This window comes from Variovorax sp. 01N425 (assembly GCF_056399465.1).
In genome coordinates this window covers 331,330-346,700 of the sequence record NZ_JBFTRJ010000004.1, presented here as the reverse complement: position 1 = coordinate 346,700, position 15,371 = coordinate 331,330, and the positions used below count along the sequence as shown (strand labels likewise).

Below are 15,371 nucleotides of genomic sequence, written 5' to 3'. Positions count from 1 at the left end.
ATGGGACGAAGCCGGGCGCATTTGGTTCTGCGCGCTAATTCCCATATTAGCTTTGGCACCCGGGCGGCGCTGGCGCCTCCTGGCGAAGGCGCGGCCCGCAAGCGAAACCTATAATCGATTGTTCAAGCAAATCAAGCAGTCAGGTCGGTTCGCCGCAGTGGTTTCGACGAGAGGGTCGCCATCGCCAGGCCGCCCTCGACAGAAGACGAAATCCAAAGATGAGCCAGCCCACAATCACGGTCGCGGACATCCGCAAGACCTTTCTCGATTTCTTCGCTTCCAAGGGCCACACGGTGGTGGCCTCCAGCTCGCTGGTGCCGGGCAACGATCCCACGCTCATGTTCACCAACTCGGGCATGGTGCAGTTCAAGGACGTGTTCCTCGGCGAAGACAAGCGCCCCTACGTGCGCGCCGCCTCGGTCCAGGCGTGCCTTCGCGCCGGCGGCAAGCACAACGACCTGGAGAACGTGGGCTACACCGCGCGCCACCACACCTTCTTCGAGATGTTGGGCAACTGGAGCTTCGGCGACTACTTCAAGCGCGAATCGCTCACCTGGGCCTTCGAGCTGCTCACCAAGGTCTACAAGCTGCCGGCCGAGAAGCTCTGGGCCACGGTCTACATCGAGGACGACGAGGCCTACGACATCTGGACCAAGGACATCGGCCTGCCGCCCGAGCGCGTGGTGCGCATCGGCGACAACAAGGGCGGGCGCTACATGTCCGACAACTTCTGGATGATGGCCGACACGGGTCCCTGCGGGCCGTGCTCCGAGATCTTCTACGACCACGGTCCCGAGATCCCCGGCGGTCCGCCCGGTTCGCCCGATGAAGACGGCGACCGCTACATCGAGATCTGGAACAACGTGTTCATGCAGTTCGACATGCAGCCCGACGGCTCGGTCAAGAAGCTGCCCGCGCCCTGCGTCGACACCGGCATGGGCCTGGAGCGCCTGGCCGCGATCCTGCAGCACGTGCACAGCAACTACGAGATCGACATCTTCGACGCGCTCATCAAGGCCGCCGCGCGCGAGACGGGCGAGAAGGACCTGGGCAACAACTCGCTCAAGGTGATTGCCGACCACATCCGCGCCACCTCGTTCCTGGTGGCCGACGGCGTCATTCCGTCGAACGAAGGCCGCGGCTACGTGCAGCGCCGCATCGTGCGCCGCGCCATTCGCCACGGCTACAAGCTGGGCCAGAAGAAGCCCTTCTTCCACAAGCTGGTGCCCGACCTCGTGAAGCTCATGGGCGAGGCCTACCCCAAGCTGGTGGCCGACGAGAAGCGCATCACCGAAACCCTCAAGGCCGAGGAAGAACGCTTCTTCGAGACGCTGGCCAACGGCATGGAAATCCTCGACGCGGCCCTGGCCGGCGACGCCAGGACGCTGCCGGGCGAGGTCGCCTTCAAGCTGCACGACACCTACGGCTTTCCGCTCGACCTGTCGGCCGACGTGTGCCGCGAGCGCGGCGTGAGCGTGGACGAGGCCGGCTTCAATGCCGCCATGGAAAAGCAGAAGGCCGCAGGCCGCGCCGCCGGCAAGTTCAAGATGGACCGCAACGTCGAATACGGCGGCGCGGGCAACGTCTTCACGGGCTACGAACACCTCGAAGAAAACGCCAAGGTCGTGGCGCTGTACTTCGAAGGCGCGGCCGTGCAGCAACTGAAGGAAGGCCAGCCCGGCATCGTGGTGCTCGACACCACGCCTTTCTATTCGGAGAGCGGCGGCCAGGTCGGCGACCAGGGCGTGCTGGTGGCCGAGGGCGTGCAGTTCGGCGTGGATGACACGCAGAAGATCAAGGCCGACGTGTTCGGCCACCACGGCACGCAGACCCAGGGCACGCTCAAGGTGGGCGACACGGTCAAGGCCGCGGTCGACACCGCGCGCCGCGCCGCCACCATGCGCAACCACTCGGTCACGCACCTGATGCACAAGGCCCTGCGCGAAGTGCTGGGCGCGCACGTGCAGCAGAAGGGCTCGCTAGTCGATGCCGACAAGACGCGCTTCGACTTCGCGCACAACGCGGCCGTCACGCACGACCAGATCCTCGAGATCGAGAAGCGCGTGAACGCCGAGATCCTGGCCAACACCGAGACGCATGCGCGCGTGATGGACATGGAGTCGGCCCAGAAGACCGGCGCCATGATGCTGTTCGGCGAGAAGTACGGCGAGAGCGTGCGCGTGCTCGACATCGGCTCCAGCCGCGAGCTCTGCGGCGGCACCCACGTGGGCCGCACGGGCGACATCGGCCTGTTCAAGATCGTGAGCGAAGGCGGCGTGGCCGCCGGCGTGCGCCGCATCGAGGCCGTCACCGGCGCCAATGCGCTCGGCTACCTGCAGGAGCTCGAAGCCACGGTGCAGAGCGTGGCCGCCACGCTCAAGTCGCCCGCTGCCGAGCTGCAGGGCCGGCTCGTGCAGGTGCTGGAGCAGGTGAGGGCGCTGGAGCGCGAAGTGGGTTCGCTCAAGGGCAAGCTCGCGTCGTCCAAGGGCGACGAGCTCCTGGCGCAGGCGGTCGACGTCAACGGCATCAAGGTGCTGGCGGCCAAGCTCGACGGCGCCGACGCCAAGACGCTGCGCGACACCATGGACAAGCTCAAGGACAAGCTCAAGACGGCGGTGGTCGTGCTGGCCGCGGTCGACGGCGCCAAGGTGCAGGTGGCTGCGGGCGTCACGAGCGACACGGTCGGCAAGGTCAAGGCCGGCGAGCTGGTCAACTTTGTCGCGCAGCAGGTGGGCGGCAAGGGCGGCGGCAAGGCCGACATGGCCATGGCCGGCGGCACCGATGCCGCGGGCTTGCCGGCGGCGCTCCAATCGGTGCAAGCCTGGGTGGCGGAACGCACCTGATGGCCCGAGCCGAGGTGCCCGGCCGGCCTCCCGGCGAAGTGCTGGTGATGGGGGCGGGCACCATCGGCTGCTTCGTGGGCGGCAGCCTGGCGGCGGCCGGCGTGCCGGTCACTTTCGTCGGCCGTCCGCGCGTGCTGCAGGGCCTGGCCGAACACGGCCTGGCGCTCAGCGACCTGGAAGGCGGCACGCGCCGCCTGCCGGCCGCGAGCCTTCGGCTGAGCGAGCAGGTGCCCGTCGGCGCGATGCCGTCGCTGGTGCTGCTGTGCGTGAAGAGCGGTGCCACGGCCAGTGCCGCCGCCGAACTGGCTTTTGCGCTGCCCGCGGGCACGCTGGTCGTCTCGCTGCAGAACGGCATCTCCAACTGCGCCTCGGCGTCGCGCGTGGGGCCCACGCTCCAGGTGCTGCCGGGCATGGTGCCCTACAACGTGGCCGAGATCGGGCCCGGTGCCTTCCACCGCGGAACGGCCGGCCGGCTGGCGGCGCAGGACGATGCGGCGCTGCGGCCCTGGCTGCCAGTCTTCGCGCGGGCCGGCGTACCGCTCGACCTTTACCCTGACCTGCTGCCCGTGCAGTGGGGCAAGCTGCTGCTCAACCTCAACAACCCGGTCAATGCGCTCTCGGGCCTGCCGCTGCGCGACGAGCTGCTGCAGCGCGGCTACCGGCGCTGCTTTGCGGCGCTGATCGACGAGGCGCTCGGCGTGCTGGGCAGCGCCGGCATCGCGCCCGCGCAGGTGGCCGCGGTGCCGGCGCAGCGGCTGTCGGCGGTGCTGCGGCTGCCCGACTGGCTGTTTCGCATCGTGGCGGCGCGCATGCTGCGCATCGATGCCAAGGCCCGCTCGAGCATGGCCGACGACCTGGCGCTCGGGCGCCGCACCGAGATCGATGCGCTCAGCGGCGAGGTCGTGCGCCTTGCGCAGGACCAGGACTTGGAGGCGCCGCGCAACGCAAGGATGTTCGCGCTGCTCGAGGAGTGGCCCGCGCAGCCCCGGCGCTGGACGGCACGGCAATTGCAAGACGCACTGGGCCTGTCGTAGCGCGGACGCTGTACCCTCTGGGGCCATCGGTGCGCATGGTTTCAAGGGAGTGTTTTCATGCAGGTTCTGATCCTCGGCAGCGGTGTCATCGGCACCTCGGTGGCGTACTACCTGGCGCGCGCCGGCCATGACGTGACGGTGCTCGAGCGCCAGCCCGCGCCCGCGCTCGAAACCAGCTTCGGCAACGCGGGCGAGGTGTCGCCCGGCTACTCCGCGCCCTGGGCCGGGCCCGGCGTGCCGCTCAAGGCCATCAAGTGGATGCTCATGCAGCACAGCCCGCTGGTGATCAAGCCCATGCTCGATCCGGCCATGTGGCGCTGGGGCCTGTCGATGCTGTGCAATTGCACGCAGGCGCGCTACGAGCTCAACAAGGGCCGCATGGTGCGGCTTGCCGAATACAGCCGCGACTGCCTGAAGGCGCTGCGCACCGACACCGGCATCCGCTATGACGAGCGTGCGCTCGGCACCCTGCAGCTCTTTCGGACCCAGCAGCAGCTCGACGGCATCGCCAAGGACGTGGAGGTGCTCCAGGCCTCCGGCGTACCCTACCAGGTGCTCGACCGCGAAGGCTGCGTGCAGTACGAGCCGGCGCTCGCGGCCGTCAAGAGCAAGTTCGTCGGCGGGCTGCGCCTGCCGGGCGACGAGACCGGCGACTGCTTCAAGTTCACGCAGGCGCTGGCCGTGCTGGCCGAGGCGGCCGGCGCGAAGTTCCGCTTTGGCGTGGCCATCCAGGCCATCGAGCACGATGCCGGCGGCGTCACGGCCGTGCGCACCGATGCCGGCCGCTTCACGGCCGACCGCTACGTGGTGGCGCTCGGCAGCTACTCGCCGGCCATGGTCAAGCCACTGGGCATCGACCTGCCGGTGTACCCGGTCAAGGGCTTCTCGATCACCGTGCCCATCTCCGACGTCAGCGGCGCGCCCGAATCCACCGTGATGGACGAGACCTTCAAGGTGGCCGTCACGCGGCTGGGCGAGCGCATCCGCGTGGGCGGCACCGCGCAGCTCTCGGGCTTCGACCTGCGGCTCGATGCGAAGCGGCGCGACACGCTCGAGCACGTCGTGACCGATCTCTTTCCGAAGGGCGGCAATGTGCGCGACGCCTCCTTCTGGACCGGCCTGCGCCCCATGACGCCCGACGGCACGCCGGTGATCGGTGCCACGCGCATTCCCAACCTGATGCTGAGCACCGGCCACGGCACGCTCGGCTGGACCATGGCGGCCGGCACCGGCCGCGTGATGGCCGACCTGATCGATGGCCGAAACCCCGCCATCGACATGGAAGGCCTGACGGTGGCGCGCTACGGCGCCTGAGCCGGGCAGCCGGACAACCCGCCTGAAAACCACCCGCCGTCCGCGCGGCGGGCCGCGGCCGTGCGCGCCGGATTCAAGGGTTTGTACCTAGATTGACGAAGCCATTGGTACTCGGTATTCTTCGTCTCGTTCCATTAATAAATCACTGTTTCATTAGTGAAACATACAGATCCACCCCACGAACGCCATGCCATCCACACGCCGACAAGCCATTGCAGCCGCGCTCGCCCTCGGCGTCGCCTGCGCCACGGGGCCCGCCAGGGCCGAGAGCAGCTATCCGAGCAAGCCGATCACGCTGGTCGTCGCCTATCCGGCCGGCGGCGACACCGACGCGCTGGCGCGGCTCTTCGCCGAGAAGCTGTCGGCGCGCGTGGGCCAGCCCGTGGTGGTCGACAACCGCCCCGGCGCCAGCGGCATCATCGGCAGCGCCTATGTCTCGAAGGCGCAGCCCGACGGCTACACGCTGCTGCTTTCGCCCAGCACCTTCTCGATCGCGCAGCTGGTGCTCAAGACGGGCGGCACCTCGGGCTACGACGTGCTGAACGGCTTCACGCCGATCGTGCAGACCGGCAGCCAGCCGCTGTTCCTGGTGGCGGGCGGCGCCAGCGGCCTCGCAAGCGCCAAGGACCTGGTGGCCGCGGCCAAGGGCGGCAAGCCGCTGACCTTTGCGAGCCCGGGCAGCGGCTCGCCGATGCACATCCTGGGCGAGATGTTCAACCGCGCCGCGGGCGTGAGCCTCGGGCACGTGCCCTACAAGGGCGTGGCGCCGGCGGTCAACGACGTGCTGGGCGGCCACGTGCCCGCCACCTTCATCACGCTGGGCCCGGTGGCGCCGTACCTTGCCAACGGCAAGATGCTGCCGCTCGCGGTGGCCTCGCACGAGCGCTCGGCGCTCGCGCCCAAGGTGCCGACGCTGCAGGAGCTCGGCTACAAGGACGTGGAGGTCACGGCCTGGAACGGCCTCTGGGGCCCGCGCAACCTGCCGCCCGAGATCGTCAAGACGCTCAACGCCCACTTCAACGAGATCCTGAAGATGCCCGAGATCGTCTCGCGCATGGCCGTGCTGGGCACCACGCCCGTGGGCGGCAGCGCCGACGTGCTCGGCAAGACCAACGCCGCGGACTTTGCGCGCTTCGGCAAGGTCATCAAGGAGCTCGGCATCCAGGCCGACTGAAAAAGCACCATGACCGAACCCAAAGCCGTTCCCGATCCCTCGAGCCTGCAAGCCCTGCTGGCCGAGCTGCCCGCCAACCTGCTGGCGGGCCGCCGCATCCTCGTGACCGGCGGCGCGCGCGGGCTGGGGCTTGCGTTTGCGCAGTGCATCGCGGCGGCCGGCGCGCAGGTGGTGCTGGCCGACATCCTCGGCGAGCTGGCCCAGGGCGAAGCCAAGGCGCTGCGCGATGCCGGCCACCGGGCGCATGCGCTGGAAGTCGACCTGTCGGAGCCGGCCTCGATCGAAGCCTGCGCCGCGGAAGCGCTTCGCCTGCTCGGTGGGCTCGACGGCCTCGTCAACAACGCGGCCATCACCAACTCGGGCGGACGCGATGCGCACCAGCTCGACGTCGGCACCTGGGACCGCGTGATGAACGTCAACGTGCGCGGCACCTGGCTCATGGGCCGGGCCTGCCGCCCCGCGCTTGCTGCCAGCGGGCGCGGCGCGGTGGTCAACCTCGCGTCCGACACCGCGCTGTGGGGCGCGCCCAACCTGCTGGCCTATGCGTCGAGCAAGGGCGCCGTCATTTCCATGACGCGCTCGCTGGCGCGCGAGTGGGGCGGCGACAACATCACGGTGAACGCCGTGGCGCCCGGCCTCACGCTGGTGGAAGCCACCGAGTACGTGCCGATGGCCCGCCACCAGAAGTACCTCGAAGGCCGCGCCATCCCGCGCGAGCAGCAGGCCGCCGATGTCTGCGGTGCCACGCTGTACCTGCTTTCCGGCCTCGCGCGCTTCGTGACGGGCCAGCTGCTGGCCGTCAACGGCGGCTTTGCGATGCACTGATTCAAATTTTTTTCCGACGAATGGAGTGAACACGATGAGCGATTTGTCCGAACAGCAGAAGATCACCGATACCGCCGGCAGCACGCTGGCGCAGCCCGAAGGCAGCAGCCTGGCCGAGTGGATGAACAGCCGCATCGCGCGCTACGAAACCCGCAAGTACGACTGGGATGCGCTCAAGTTCCAGGCCGACCTCGACCCCAAGTTCCGCCGCGCGCAGATGCGCTACGTGGGCACCGGCGGCACCGGCGTTGCGAAGGACGTCAACACCGTGCCGGCCGAGCACTTCACCTTCTCCACCATGGTGATCCCGGCCGGCCATGAAGGCCCGCCGCACCTGCACACCGACGTGGAGGAAGTGTTCTTCCTGATCCGCGGCAAGCTCAAGGTGGTGATCGAAAAAGACGGCGAACGCTTCGAAACCATCATGACGGACCGCGACCTGATCTCGGTGCCGCCCGGCGTGTACCGCGAAGAAATCAACATCGGCGACGAAGACGCGCTGATGTGCGTGATGCTCGGCGCCAAGAAGCCCGTGACGCCGACTTATCCGGCCGACCATCCGCTCGCGAAGATCAAGCGCTGAAGAAAAAGAAAGAGGCCATGAACGACGCCACCGCCACCCACGCGCAGAGCGCCTTGCCCGCTTCCGAGCTGGCGCTGCTGGAGGCCCGCTTTCCGGCGCGCGCCGTGCCGGTCGGCGGCGGTGCCGTGGTGTCGGTGCGCGAATGCGGCGCGGGCCCGGCCATCGTCTGCCTGCACGGCATCGGCTCGGGTGCGGCCTCGTGGCTCGGCCTTGCCTTGCAGCTCGCGCCGCAGGCCCGCGTGATCGCGTGGGATGCGCCGGGCTATGGCGCATCGACGCCGCTCGCGCCTGCGGCGCCTTCCGCGGCCGACTACGCGCAGCGGCTGCACGGCCTCTTCGATGCGCTCGACATCCAGTCCTGCGTGCTGGTCGGCCATTCGCTCGGCGCGATCACGGCGGGCTGCGCGGCGGGCAAGGATTCTGCCCTGGCTTCGCGCATCCGGCGCCTCGTGCTCGTCAGCCCCGCGGCCGGCTATGGCGCCCCGCAGCGCGAGGAAGCCCGCCGCAAGGTGCGCGCCGAGCGGCTTGCCACGCTCGACGAACTCGGCATTGCCGGCATGGCCGCGAAGCGCGCAGGCCGGCTCGTGTCCGCCGGCGCCAGCGAACGCGCGCGCCAGTGGGTGCAATGGAACATGGCGCAGCTGAGCGACGGCGGTTATCGCCAGGCCGTCGAGCTGCTGTGCAATGCCGACCTGCTGGCCGACCTGCCGCCCGCCATGCCGGTGCGCGTGGCCTGCGGCGCGCTCGATGCCGTCACCACGCCAGAGGCCTGCGCCGAAGTCGCGCGCCGCTGCGGCGTGCCGCTCGAATCGATTGCCGATGCCGGCCATGCGAGCTACGTGGAGCAGCCGCAGGCCGTTGCCGCATTGCTGCGCGAAGTGCTGGCCGCCTGACAGAAGACACACGACAAGACAACCAAAGGGAAGAACGAACCACCATGGCCACCCACGACAACGAGACAATGGAAGAGGGCGGCGAGCGCTACAACGTGCCGGCGCTCGAACGGGGCCTGCGCGTGCTGTGCGAGTTCAGCCGCGAGAGCCGCACGCTCTCCGCGCCTGAACTGGGGCGCCGCCTCGACCTGCCGCGCTCGACCGTGTTCCGGCTTCTCACCACGCTGGAGAACATGGGTTTCCTCGAGCGCGCCGAAGGCGGGCGCGACTACCGCCTGGGCCTGGCCGTGCTGCGCCTGGGCTTCGAATACCTGGCCTCGCTGGAGCTCACGCAGCTGGGCGCGCCGCTGCTCAACCGCCTGTGCGACGAGCTGCGCACGCCCTGCAACCTGGTGGTGCGCGACGGCCGCTCCATCGTCTACGTGGCCAAGGTGGCGCCGCCCACGCCGTTCGCAAGCTCGGTCACCGTGGGCACGCGCCTGCCGGCCCATGCCACGGTGCTCGGCCGCGTGCTGCTCGAAGACCTCACGCTGCCGCAGCTGCGCGCGCTCTACCCGGAAGACAGGCTCGAGACCTTCTCGCCGAGCACGCCCACCACCGTGAGCGAGCTGTTCGACATGGTGCAGGCCGACCGCACGCGCGGCTACGTGCTGGGCGAAGGCTTCTTCGAATCGAACATCTCCAGCATCGCGGCGCCGGTGCGCGACCACAGCGGCCACATCGTGGCGGCGCTGGGCGCCACCATCACCTCGGGCCACATCGAGGAGAACCGCATGGACGAGATGGTGCAGCGCGTGCGCGCCACCGCCGAAGAAATTTCGGGCCTCCTGAACTATTCGCCCGCCCGCGCGCAAAAGGTGGTGCCGCTTCGCAGCGCATGAACCACGCCATGACACAGCCATCTACTTCTTCTTCCTTCTTTGCCGCCGACGCACTGGCGGGCCGCGTGGCCGTGGTCACGGGCGGTTCCTCGGGCATCGGCCTGGCCACGGTCGAGCTGCTGCTCGAATGCGGCGCCGCGGTGGCGCTGTGCGGCCGCAATGCCGGGCGGCTCGACAGCGCGGTGGCCGGCCTGCGCGAGAAGCACGCGGGCGCGCGGCTCTTCGCGCAGCCCTGCGACGTGCTCGACGGCCCCTCGGTGCGCGCCTTTGCGGCCGCCAGCGAGGCCGCGCTCGGCCCGGCCTCGATGCTGGTCAACAACGCGGGGCAGGGGCGCGTCTCCACCTTCGCCGACACCGACGACGCGGCCTGGACCGAAGAGCTCAAGCTCAAGTTCTTCTCGGTCATCAACCCCACGCGTGCCTTCCTGCCGCAGCTCGCGGCGCAGCGCATCGTGCACGGCGACGCCGCCATCGTCTGCGCCAACTCGCTGCTCGCGCGCCAGCCCGAGCCGCACATGGTCGCCACCTCGGCCGCGCGCGCCGGCCTGCTGAACCTCGTGCGCTCGATGGCCACCGAATTCGCGCCGCAGGGCGTGCGCGTGAACGGCATCCTGATCGGCCTGGTCGAGTCGGGCCAGTGGCGCCGCCGCTTCGAGGCGCGCGAAGACAAGTCGCAGGACTGGGCCGCATGGAGCGGCCAGCTCGCGCAGAACAAGCACATTCCGCTGGGCCGCCTGGGGCTTCCGACCGAAGCCGCGCGCGCCATTCTTTTTCTTGCTTCACCGCTCGCGTCGTACACGACCGGCAGCCACATCGATATCTCTGGAGGCCTTTCGCGCCATGCATAACCCCAACAACAACAACACGGTCACGGTCGGCGCAGTCGTCGCGGCCTTTCTCGAACAGTGCGGCGTCAAGGCGGCCTTCGGCGTGATCTCGATCCACAACATGCCGATCCTCGATGCCTTCGCGCAGCGCGGCGCGATCCGCTTCGTGCCCGCGCGCGGCGAGGCCGGCGCCGGCAACATGGCCGACGCCTATGCGCGCTCCACGGCCAGCCTGGGCGTGTGCCTCACGAGCACGGGCCCGGCGGCCGGCAACATCGCGGGCAGCATGGTCGAGGCTTTGACGGCCGGTGCGCCGCTCTTGCACATCACGGGGCAGATCGAGACGCCGTATCTCGACAAGGGCATGTCGTACATCCACGAGGCACCCGACCAGCTGACCATGCTCAAGGCGGTGTCGAAGGCGGCCCTGCGCGTGCGCAGCGTGGAGACGGTGCTCGGCACGCTCAAGCGCGCGGTGCAGCTTGCGTTGACGGCGCCGACCGGCCCGGTGAGCGTGGAGATTCCAATCGACATCCAGTCGGCGCTCACGACCATGCCTGCCGACCTGTCGCCGCTGCCCATCGAGCGGCCCGTGCCTTCCGCGGCCTCGCTCGACGCGCTGGCCGCTCGCCTTGCAGCCGCCAGGCGCCCGATGCTGTGGGTCGGCGGCGGCGCGCGCCATGCGGGCGCTGCCATCCGCCGGCTGCAGAAGCTCGGCTTCGGCGTGGTCACGACCACGCAGGGCCGCGGCACGGTGCCCGAGGACGAAGCGGGTTCGCTCGGCTCCTACAACATCCACAAGCCGGTCGAGGCGCTGTACCAGCGCTGCGACGCAATGCTGGTCGTCGGCTCGCGGCTGCGCGGCAATGAAACGCTCAAGTACGAATTGAAGCTGCCGCGCCCGCTGCTGCGCATCGATGCCGACGCCGCCGCCGAAGGCCGCGGCTACGCCACCGACCTGTTCGTCTGCGGCGATTCCGCGCTGGCGCTCGAAGGCCTGGCCGACCGCCTCGAGGCCGCGAAGTACAAGGCCGACCCCGAACTGCTCGCCGACCTGCGCGCCGCGCACGAACAGGCCGTGGCCTCGCTGACCGACGGCCTCGGCCCCTATGCCGCGCTCGTGAAGGAACTGCAGGCCGCAGCCGGCCGCAACTTCAACTGGGTGCGCGATGTCACGGTGTCGAACAGCACCTGGGGCAACCGCGAGCTGCGCATCTTCGAGCCGAGCGCGGGCGTGCATGCCACGGGCGGCGGCATCGGCCAAGGCATGCCGATGGCCATTGGCGCGGCCATTGGCGCGGCCGAGACGGGCTCGGGCCGCAAGACCTTCTGCCTGGCCGGCGACGGCGGCTTCATCCTGAACCTCGGCGAACTCGCAACGGCGGTGCAGGAGCAGGCCGACATGCTGATCGTGCTCATGAACGACAAGGGCTACGGCGTCATCAAGAACATCCAGGACGCGCAGTATGGCGGCCGCCGCTGCTATGCCGACCTGCACACGCCCGACTACGCGATGCTGTGCGCCTCGCTGGCGCTGCCGCATGCGCGCGTGCAGCGCATCGACGAACTGAGGGCGAAGCTCGGCGAGGCGCTGGCCAAGAAGGGCCCGTTCCTGCTCGAGATCGACATGCTGTCGATCGGCGAATTCAAGAGCGCCTTCGCCGGCCCGCCGACCAACACCGTGACGCAGATCCCGGCGCTCGGCAAGGCTGCGGCCACGTCGGTGGAGTGACGGGCGTGACCGCGCTGCGCGTTGCACTCATCGGCTGCGGTGCCATCGGCACCTCGGTGCTCGAACTGCTCGAGGGCGACACGGCCCTGGCGGTGGCGGCCATCGTCGTGCCTGAAGAAGGCGTGGCCGCTGCGCAGAGGCTTGTGCCCGGCGTGCCGGTTGCAAGCCGCGTGCCGGTTGCGGGCATCGACCTCGTGGTCGAGACGGCCGGGCATGCGGCCATCGAGGAGCATGTGCTGCCGGCGCTCGCACGCGGCACGCCGTGCATCGTGGCCTCGGTGGGCGCGCTGTCGGCCGCGGGCCTTGCCGAAAGGCTCGAAGCCGCCGCCACTGCCGGCCGCACCCAGGTGCAGCTGATCGCGGGCGCGATCGGTGCCATCGACGCGCTGGCGGCCGCGCGCATCGGCGGGCTGGGCAGCGTGCGCTACACGGGCCGCAAGCCGCCGCAGGCCTGGAAGGGCACGCCGGCCGAGCAGGGCCGCGACCTCGATGCGCTCACGCAGGAAACCGTCATCTTCGAAGGCAGCGCGCGCGAGGCGGCGCAGCTCTATCCCAAGAACGCCAACGTCGCGGCCACCGTGTCGCTCGCGGGGCTGGGGCTCGACAGGACGATGGTGCGGCTCATTGCCGATCCGGCCATCGCCGACAACGTGCACACGGTCGAGGCCGAGGGCGCCTTCGGCAGCTTCGAGCTGACCATGCGCAACAAGCCGCTTGCGGCCAATCCCAAGACCTCCGCGCTCACCGTCTACAGCGCGGTGCGCGCGCTGCGCAACCGGGCCGCGGCGCTCGCCATCTGAGCCATTCCCCACCATGATTTCTTCCGAACTTCTTCCGATCTGCGTTGCCGGCGAATGGCGCCTGGGCGGCGGCGACGTGTACGAGAGCCTCTATCCCGCCACGGGCGAGCCGATCGCGCGCCTCAGGGCCGCGAGCCTGGCCGATGTCGAGGAGGCCATCACGCGCGCCGACCACGCGTTCCGCAACAGCGGCTGGGCCCAGCGCCTGCCGCACGAGCGCGCCGCGGTACTGCACCGCGTGGCGCAGCTGATCCGCGAAGAGAGCGAAAGCCTTGCGCAGAAGCAGCGCCTGGACAACGGCAAGCCGATCAACGAAACGCGCAACCTCGTGGCCAGCGCCGCGGGCACCTTCCAGTTCTTCGCGGCTGCGCTCGAAACGCTCGAAGAAACCATCACGCCTTCGCGCGGCGCCTTCATCACGATGAGCCTGCACGAGCCCATGGGCGTCGTCGCCGCGATCACGCCGTGGAACTCGCCGATCGCGAGCGAAGCGCAGAAGCTCGCGCCGGCGCTGGCGGCCGGCAATGCGGTGGTCGTGAAGCCCGCCGAGGTCACGCCGCTGATGGCGCTGGAGCTCGCGCGCATCTGCGAGCAGGCCGGCGTGCCCAAGGGCATCGTCAGCGTGCTGCCAGGCAAGGGCTCGGTCATCGGCGATGCGATCACGAAGCATCCGCTGGTCAAGCGCGTGTCGTTCACGGGCGGCACCACCACCGGCAAGCACATCGCGCACATCGCGGCCGACAAGATGATGCCGGTGTCGCTGGAGCTGGGCGGCAAGTCGCCCACCATGGTGCTCGACGATGCGGACCTCGACCATGCGGTGAGCGGCGTGCTCTACGGCATCTTCAGCTCGTCGGGCGAATCGTGCATCGCGGGCTCGCGCCTCTTTGTGGCACGCGGCATCTACGACGAGTTCCTCACGCGGCTGGCCGAAGGCGCCAATGCCTTGCGCGTGGGCGACCCGGCTTCGGAGCGCACGCAGATGGGCCCGCTCATCACCGCCAGGCACCGCGAGGGCATCGAGCGCTATGTGGAGCTGGGCGTGTCCGAAGGCGGGCGCATCCGCACCGGCGGCGTGCGGCCCCATGGCGGCGACTACGACAAGGGCTACTTCTACCGGCCGACCATCATCGAGGGCCTGGACAACAGCGCACGCATCAGCCAGGAAGAGATCTTCGGCCCGGTCCTGGTCGCGATGCCCTTCGACGGCGAGGAGTCGCTGATCGCGCAGGCCAACGACAGCGTCTACGCGCTGGCCGCGGGCGTCTGGAGCCGCGACTTCAAGCGCGCCTGGAAGCTCGGCCGCGCAGTGCAGGCCGGCACCGTCTGGGTCAACACCTACAAGCAGTTCTCGGTCTCCACCCCCTTCGGCGGCTGGCGCGACAGCGGCCTCGGCCGCGAGAAAGGCCGCGAAGGCATCTTCCAGTACATGGAGCAAAAGAGCATGTACTGGGGCACCAACGAACAACCTCTGCCCTGGGCACTGACATGAGCGTACTTGGCATCGACCAGATCACCTACGGGGCGGACGACCTGCCCACCTGCCGCCGTTTCTTCGAAGACTGGGGCTTGGCGCTCAAGTCGGAAGCGGCCGACGAACTCGTCTTCGAATGCCTCAACGGCTGCAAGGTGGTCGTCGCGGCGTTGGACAAGGCGGGCCTGCCGAGCGCGATGGAAGAGGGCCCGACGCTGCGCGAAGTGGTGTGGGGCGTCGAAAGCGAGGCGGACCTCGATCGCTACGCCGCCGCCATCGCAAGGGACCCGGCCTTCTTCGATGGCACGGTCGACGGCGCGCGCCGCATCGGCTGCATCGATCCCAACGGCCTGGCCGTGCGGCTGCAGGTCAGCCGCAAGCATGCGGTCGAAGTCGACTGCGGCGCGATGAACACCTGGAATGCCAAGCCGCGCGTCAACCAGCCCGCACCGGTCTACGAACGCGCGACGCCGATCGAGGTCGGCCACGTGGTGTTCTTCGTGAGCGACGTGGCGGCCACCAGCGCGTTCTACGCGCAGCGCTTCGGCTTCATTTCGTCCGACAGCTATCCGAAGCGCGGCGCCTTCATGCGCTGCGCGCCGGAGGGCGGCCACCACGACCTGTTCCTGCTGCAGATCCCTTCGGGCAAGCGCGGACTCAACCACGTGGCCTTCACCGTGCGCGACATCCACGAGGTGTTCGGCGGCGGCCTGCACTTTTCGCGCCGCGGCTGGGAAACGCAGCTGGGCCCGGGGCGGCATCCGGTGTCGTCGGCCTACTTCTGGTACTTCAAGAATCCGGCCGGCGGCTTGATCGAGTACTACGCGGACGAAGACCAGCTCACGGCCGACTGGCAGCCGCGCGAGTTCGAGCCGGGGCCTACGGTGTTCGCCGAATGGGCGGTCGACGGCGGCCTCGACGGCAACACCCGCCGCCAGAAGAACGCTGAAGGGCCGAAGGGCGCCTTCCTCACGGAGAAAAAGTGAATCCC

General features: G+C 69.3%; 13 protein-coding genes. All 13 read left to right on the top strand.

What is annotated here, in order from left to right; genetic code table 11:
• Window positions 1-218 precede the first annotated feature (218 nt).
• The 13 genes from alaS (at window position 219) to AC1DSC_RS09400 (ending at window position 15,366) form a co-directional block, all read left to right on the top strand.
• Window positions 219-2,843 (top strand): alanine--tRNA ligase, encoded by a 2,625-nt coding sequence (gene alaS, locus AC1DSC_RS09460; RefSeq protein WP_012748274.1) that lies wholly within the window; start codon window positions 219-221, stop codon window positions 2,841-2,843.
• Window positions 2,843-3,877, top strand: a complete 1,035-nt coding sequence (locus tag AC1DSC_RS09455; protein WP_012748273.1) for a 2-dehydropantoate 2-reductase — start codon at window positions 2,843-2,845, stop codon at window positions 3,875-3,877. Before alaS ends, AC1DSC_RS09455 begins: the two co-directional genes overlap by 1 nt.
• A gap of 57 nt (window positions 3,878-3,934) precedes the next feature.
• Complete coding sequence (locus AC1DSC_RS09450) at window positions 3,935-5,191, top strand: D-amino acid dehydrogenase (protein WP_012748272.1); 1,257 nt, start codon at window positions 3,935-3,937, stop codon at window positions 5,189-5,191.
• A 187-nt stretch (window positions 5,192-5,378) separates the two neighbouring features.
• A complete protein-coding gene (locus tag AC1DSC_RS09445) occupies window positions 5,379-6,365 on the top strand; it encodes a Bug family tripartite tricarboxylate transporter substrate binding protein (protein WP_012748271.1) in 987 nt (328 codons plus the stop codon).
• 9 nt (window positions 6,366-6,374) lie between these two features.
• Entirely contained in the window at window positions 6,375-7,190 is an 816-nt protein-coding gene (locus AC1DSC_RS09440) for an SDR family oxidoreductase (protein WP_012748270.1), read from the top strand.
• Window positions 7,191-7,224: 34 nt separating this feature from the next.
• Complete coding sequence (locus tag AC1DSC_RS09435; RefSeq protein WP_012748269.1) at window positions 7,225-7,773, top strand: cupin domain-containing protein; 549 nt, start codon at window positions 7,225-7,227, stop codon at window positions 7,771-7,773.
• 17 nt (window positions 7,774-7,790) lie between these two features.
• A complete protein-coding gene (locus tag AC1DSC_RS09430; RefSeq protein WP_369663080.1) occupies window positions 7,791-8,666 on the top strand; it encodes an alpha/beta fold hydrolase in 876 nt (291 codons plus the stop codon).
• 44 nt (window positions 8,667-8,710) lie between these two features.
• Entirely contained in the window at window positions 8,711-9,547 is an 837-nt protein-coding gene (locus AC1DSC_RS09425; protein ID WP_012748267.1) for an IclR family transcriptional regulator, read from the top strand.
• Window positions 9,548-9,555: 8 nt separating this feature from the next.
• Complete coding sequence (locus tag AC1DSC_RS09420) at window positions 9,556-10,395, top strand: SDR family oxidoreductase (protein WP_020610580.1); 840 nt, start codon at window positions 9,556-9,558, stop codon at window positions 10,393-10,395.
• Complete coding sequence (locus AC1DSC_RS09415) at window positions 10,388-12,106, top strand: thiamine pyrophosphate-binding protein (protein ID WP_012748265.1); 1,719 nt, start codon at window positions 10,388-10,390, stop codon at window positions 12,104-12,106. Before AC1DSC_RS09420 ends, AC1DSC_RS09415 begins: the two co-directional genes overlap by 8 nt.
• Before the next feature lie 5 nt (window positions 12,107-12,111).
• Window positions 12,112-12,906: an aspartate dehydrogenase gene (locus tag AC1DSC_RS09410; RefSeq protein WP_012748264.1), complete on the top strand. Its 795-nt coding sequence runs from the start codon at window positions 12,112-12,114 to the stop codon at window positions 12,904-12,906.
• Between the two features lie 13 nt (window positions 12,907-12,919).
• Window positions 12,920-14,398 (top strand): aldehyde dehydrogenase, encoded by a 1,479-nt coding sequence (locus tag AC1DSC_RS09405; RefSeq protein WP_012748263.1) that lies wholly within the window; start codon window positions 12,920-12,922, stop codon window positions 14,396-14,398.
• A complete protein-coding gene (locus tag AC1DSC_RS09400; protein ID WP_012748262.1) occupies window positions 14,395-15,366 on the top strand; it encodes a VOC family protein in 972 nt (323 codons plus the stop codon). Before AC1DSC_RS09405 ends, AC1DSC_RS09400 begins: the two co-directional genes overlap by 4 nt.
• The last annotated feature ends 5 nt before the right edge of the window (window positions 15,367-15,371 follow it).

Bases quoted from the DNA above. Each gene is read 5' to 3' on its own strand.
- AC1DSC_RS09435 (WP_012748269.1), top strand. From the start codon at position 7,225: ATGAGCGATTTGTCCGAACAGCAGAAGATCACCGATACCGCCGGCAGC.
- AC1DSC_RS09430 (WP_369663080.1), top strand. From the start codon at position 7,791: ATGAACGACGCCACCGCCACCCACGCGCAGAGCGCCTTGCCCGCTTCC.
- AC1DSC_RS09415 (WP_012748265.1), top strand. From the start codon at position 10,388: ATGCATAACCCCAACAACAACAACACGGTCACGGTCGGCGCAGTCGTC.
- AC1DSC_RS09455 (WP_012748273.1), top strand. From the start codon at position 2,843: ATGGCCCGAGCCGAGGTGCCCGGCCGGCCTCCCGGCGAAGTGCTGGTG.
- AC1DSC_RS09405 (WP_012748263.1), top strand. From the start codon at position 12,920: ATGATTTCTTCCGAACTTCTTCCGATCTGCGTTGCCGGCGAATGGCGC.
- AC1DSC_RS09400 (WP_012748262.1), top strand. From the start codon at position 14,395: ATGAGCGTACTTGGCATCGACCAGATCACCTACGGGGCGGACGACCTG.
- AC1DSC_RS09425 (WP_012748267.1), top strand. From the start codon at position 8,711: ATGGCCACCCACGACAACGAGACAATGGAAGAGGGCGGCGAGCGCTAC.
- alaS (WP_012748274.1), top strand. From the start codon at position 219: ATGAGCCAGCCCACAATCACGGTCGCGGACATCCGCAAGACCTTTCTC.
- AC1DSC_RS09445 (WP_012748271.1), top strand. From the start codon at position 5,379: ATGCCATCCACACGCCGACAAGCCATTGCAGCCGCGCTCGCCCTCGGC.
- AC1DSC_RS09420 (WP_020610580.1), top strand. From the start codon at position 9,556: ATGACACAGCCATCTACTTCTTCTTCCTTCTTTGCCGCCGACGCACTG.
- AC1DSC_RS09440 (WP_012748270.1), top strand. From the start codon at position 6,375: ATGACCGAACCCAAAGCCGTTCCCGATCCCTCGAGCCTGCAAGCCCTG.
- AC1DSC_RS09450 (WP_012748272.1), top strand. From the start codon at position 3,935: ATGCAGGTTCTGATCCTCGGCAGCGGTGTCATCGGCACCTCGGTGGCG.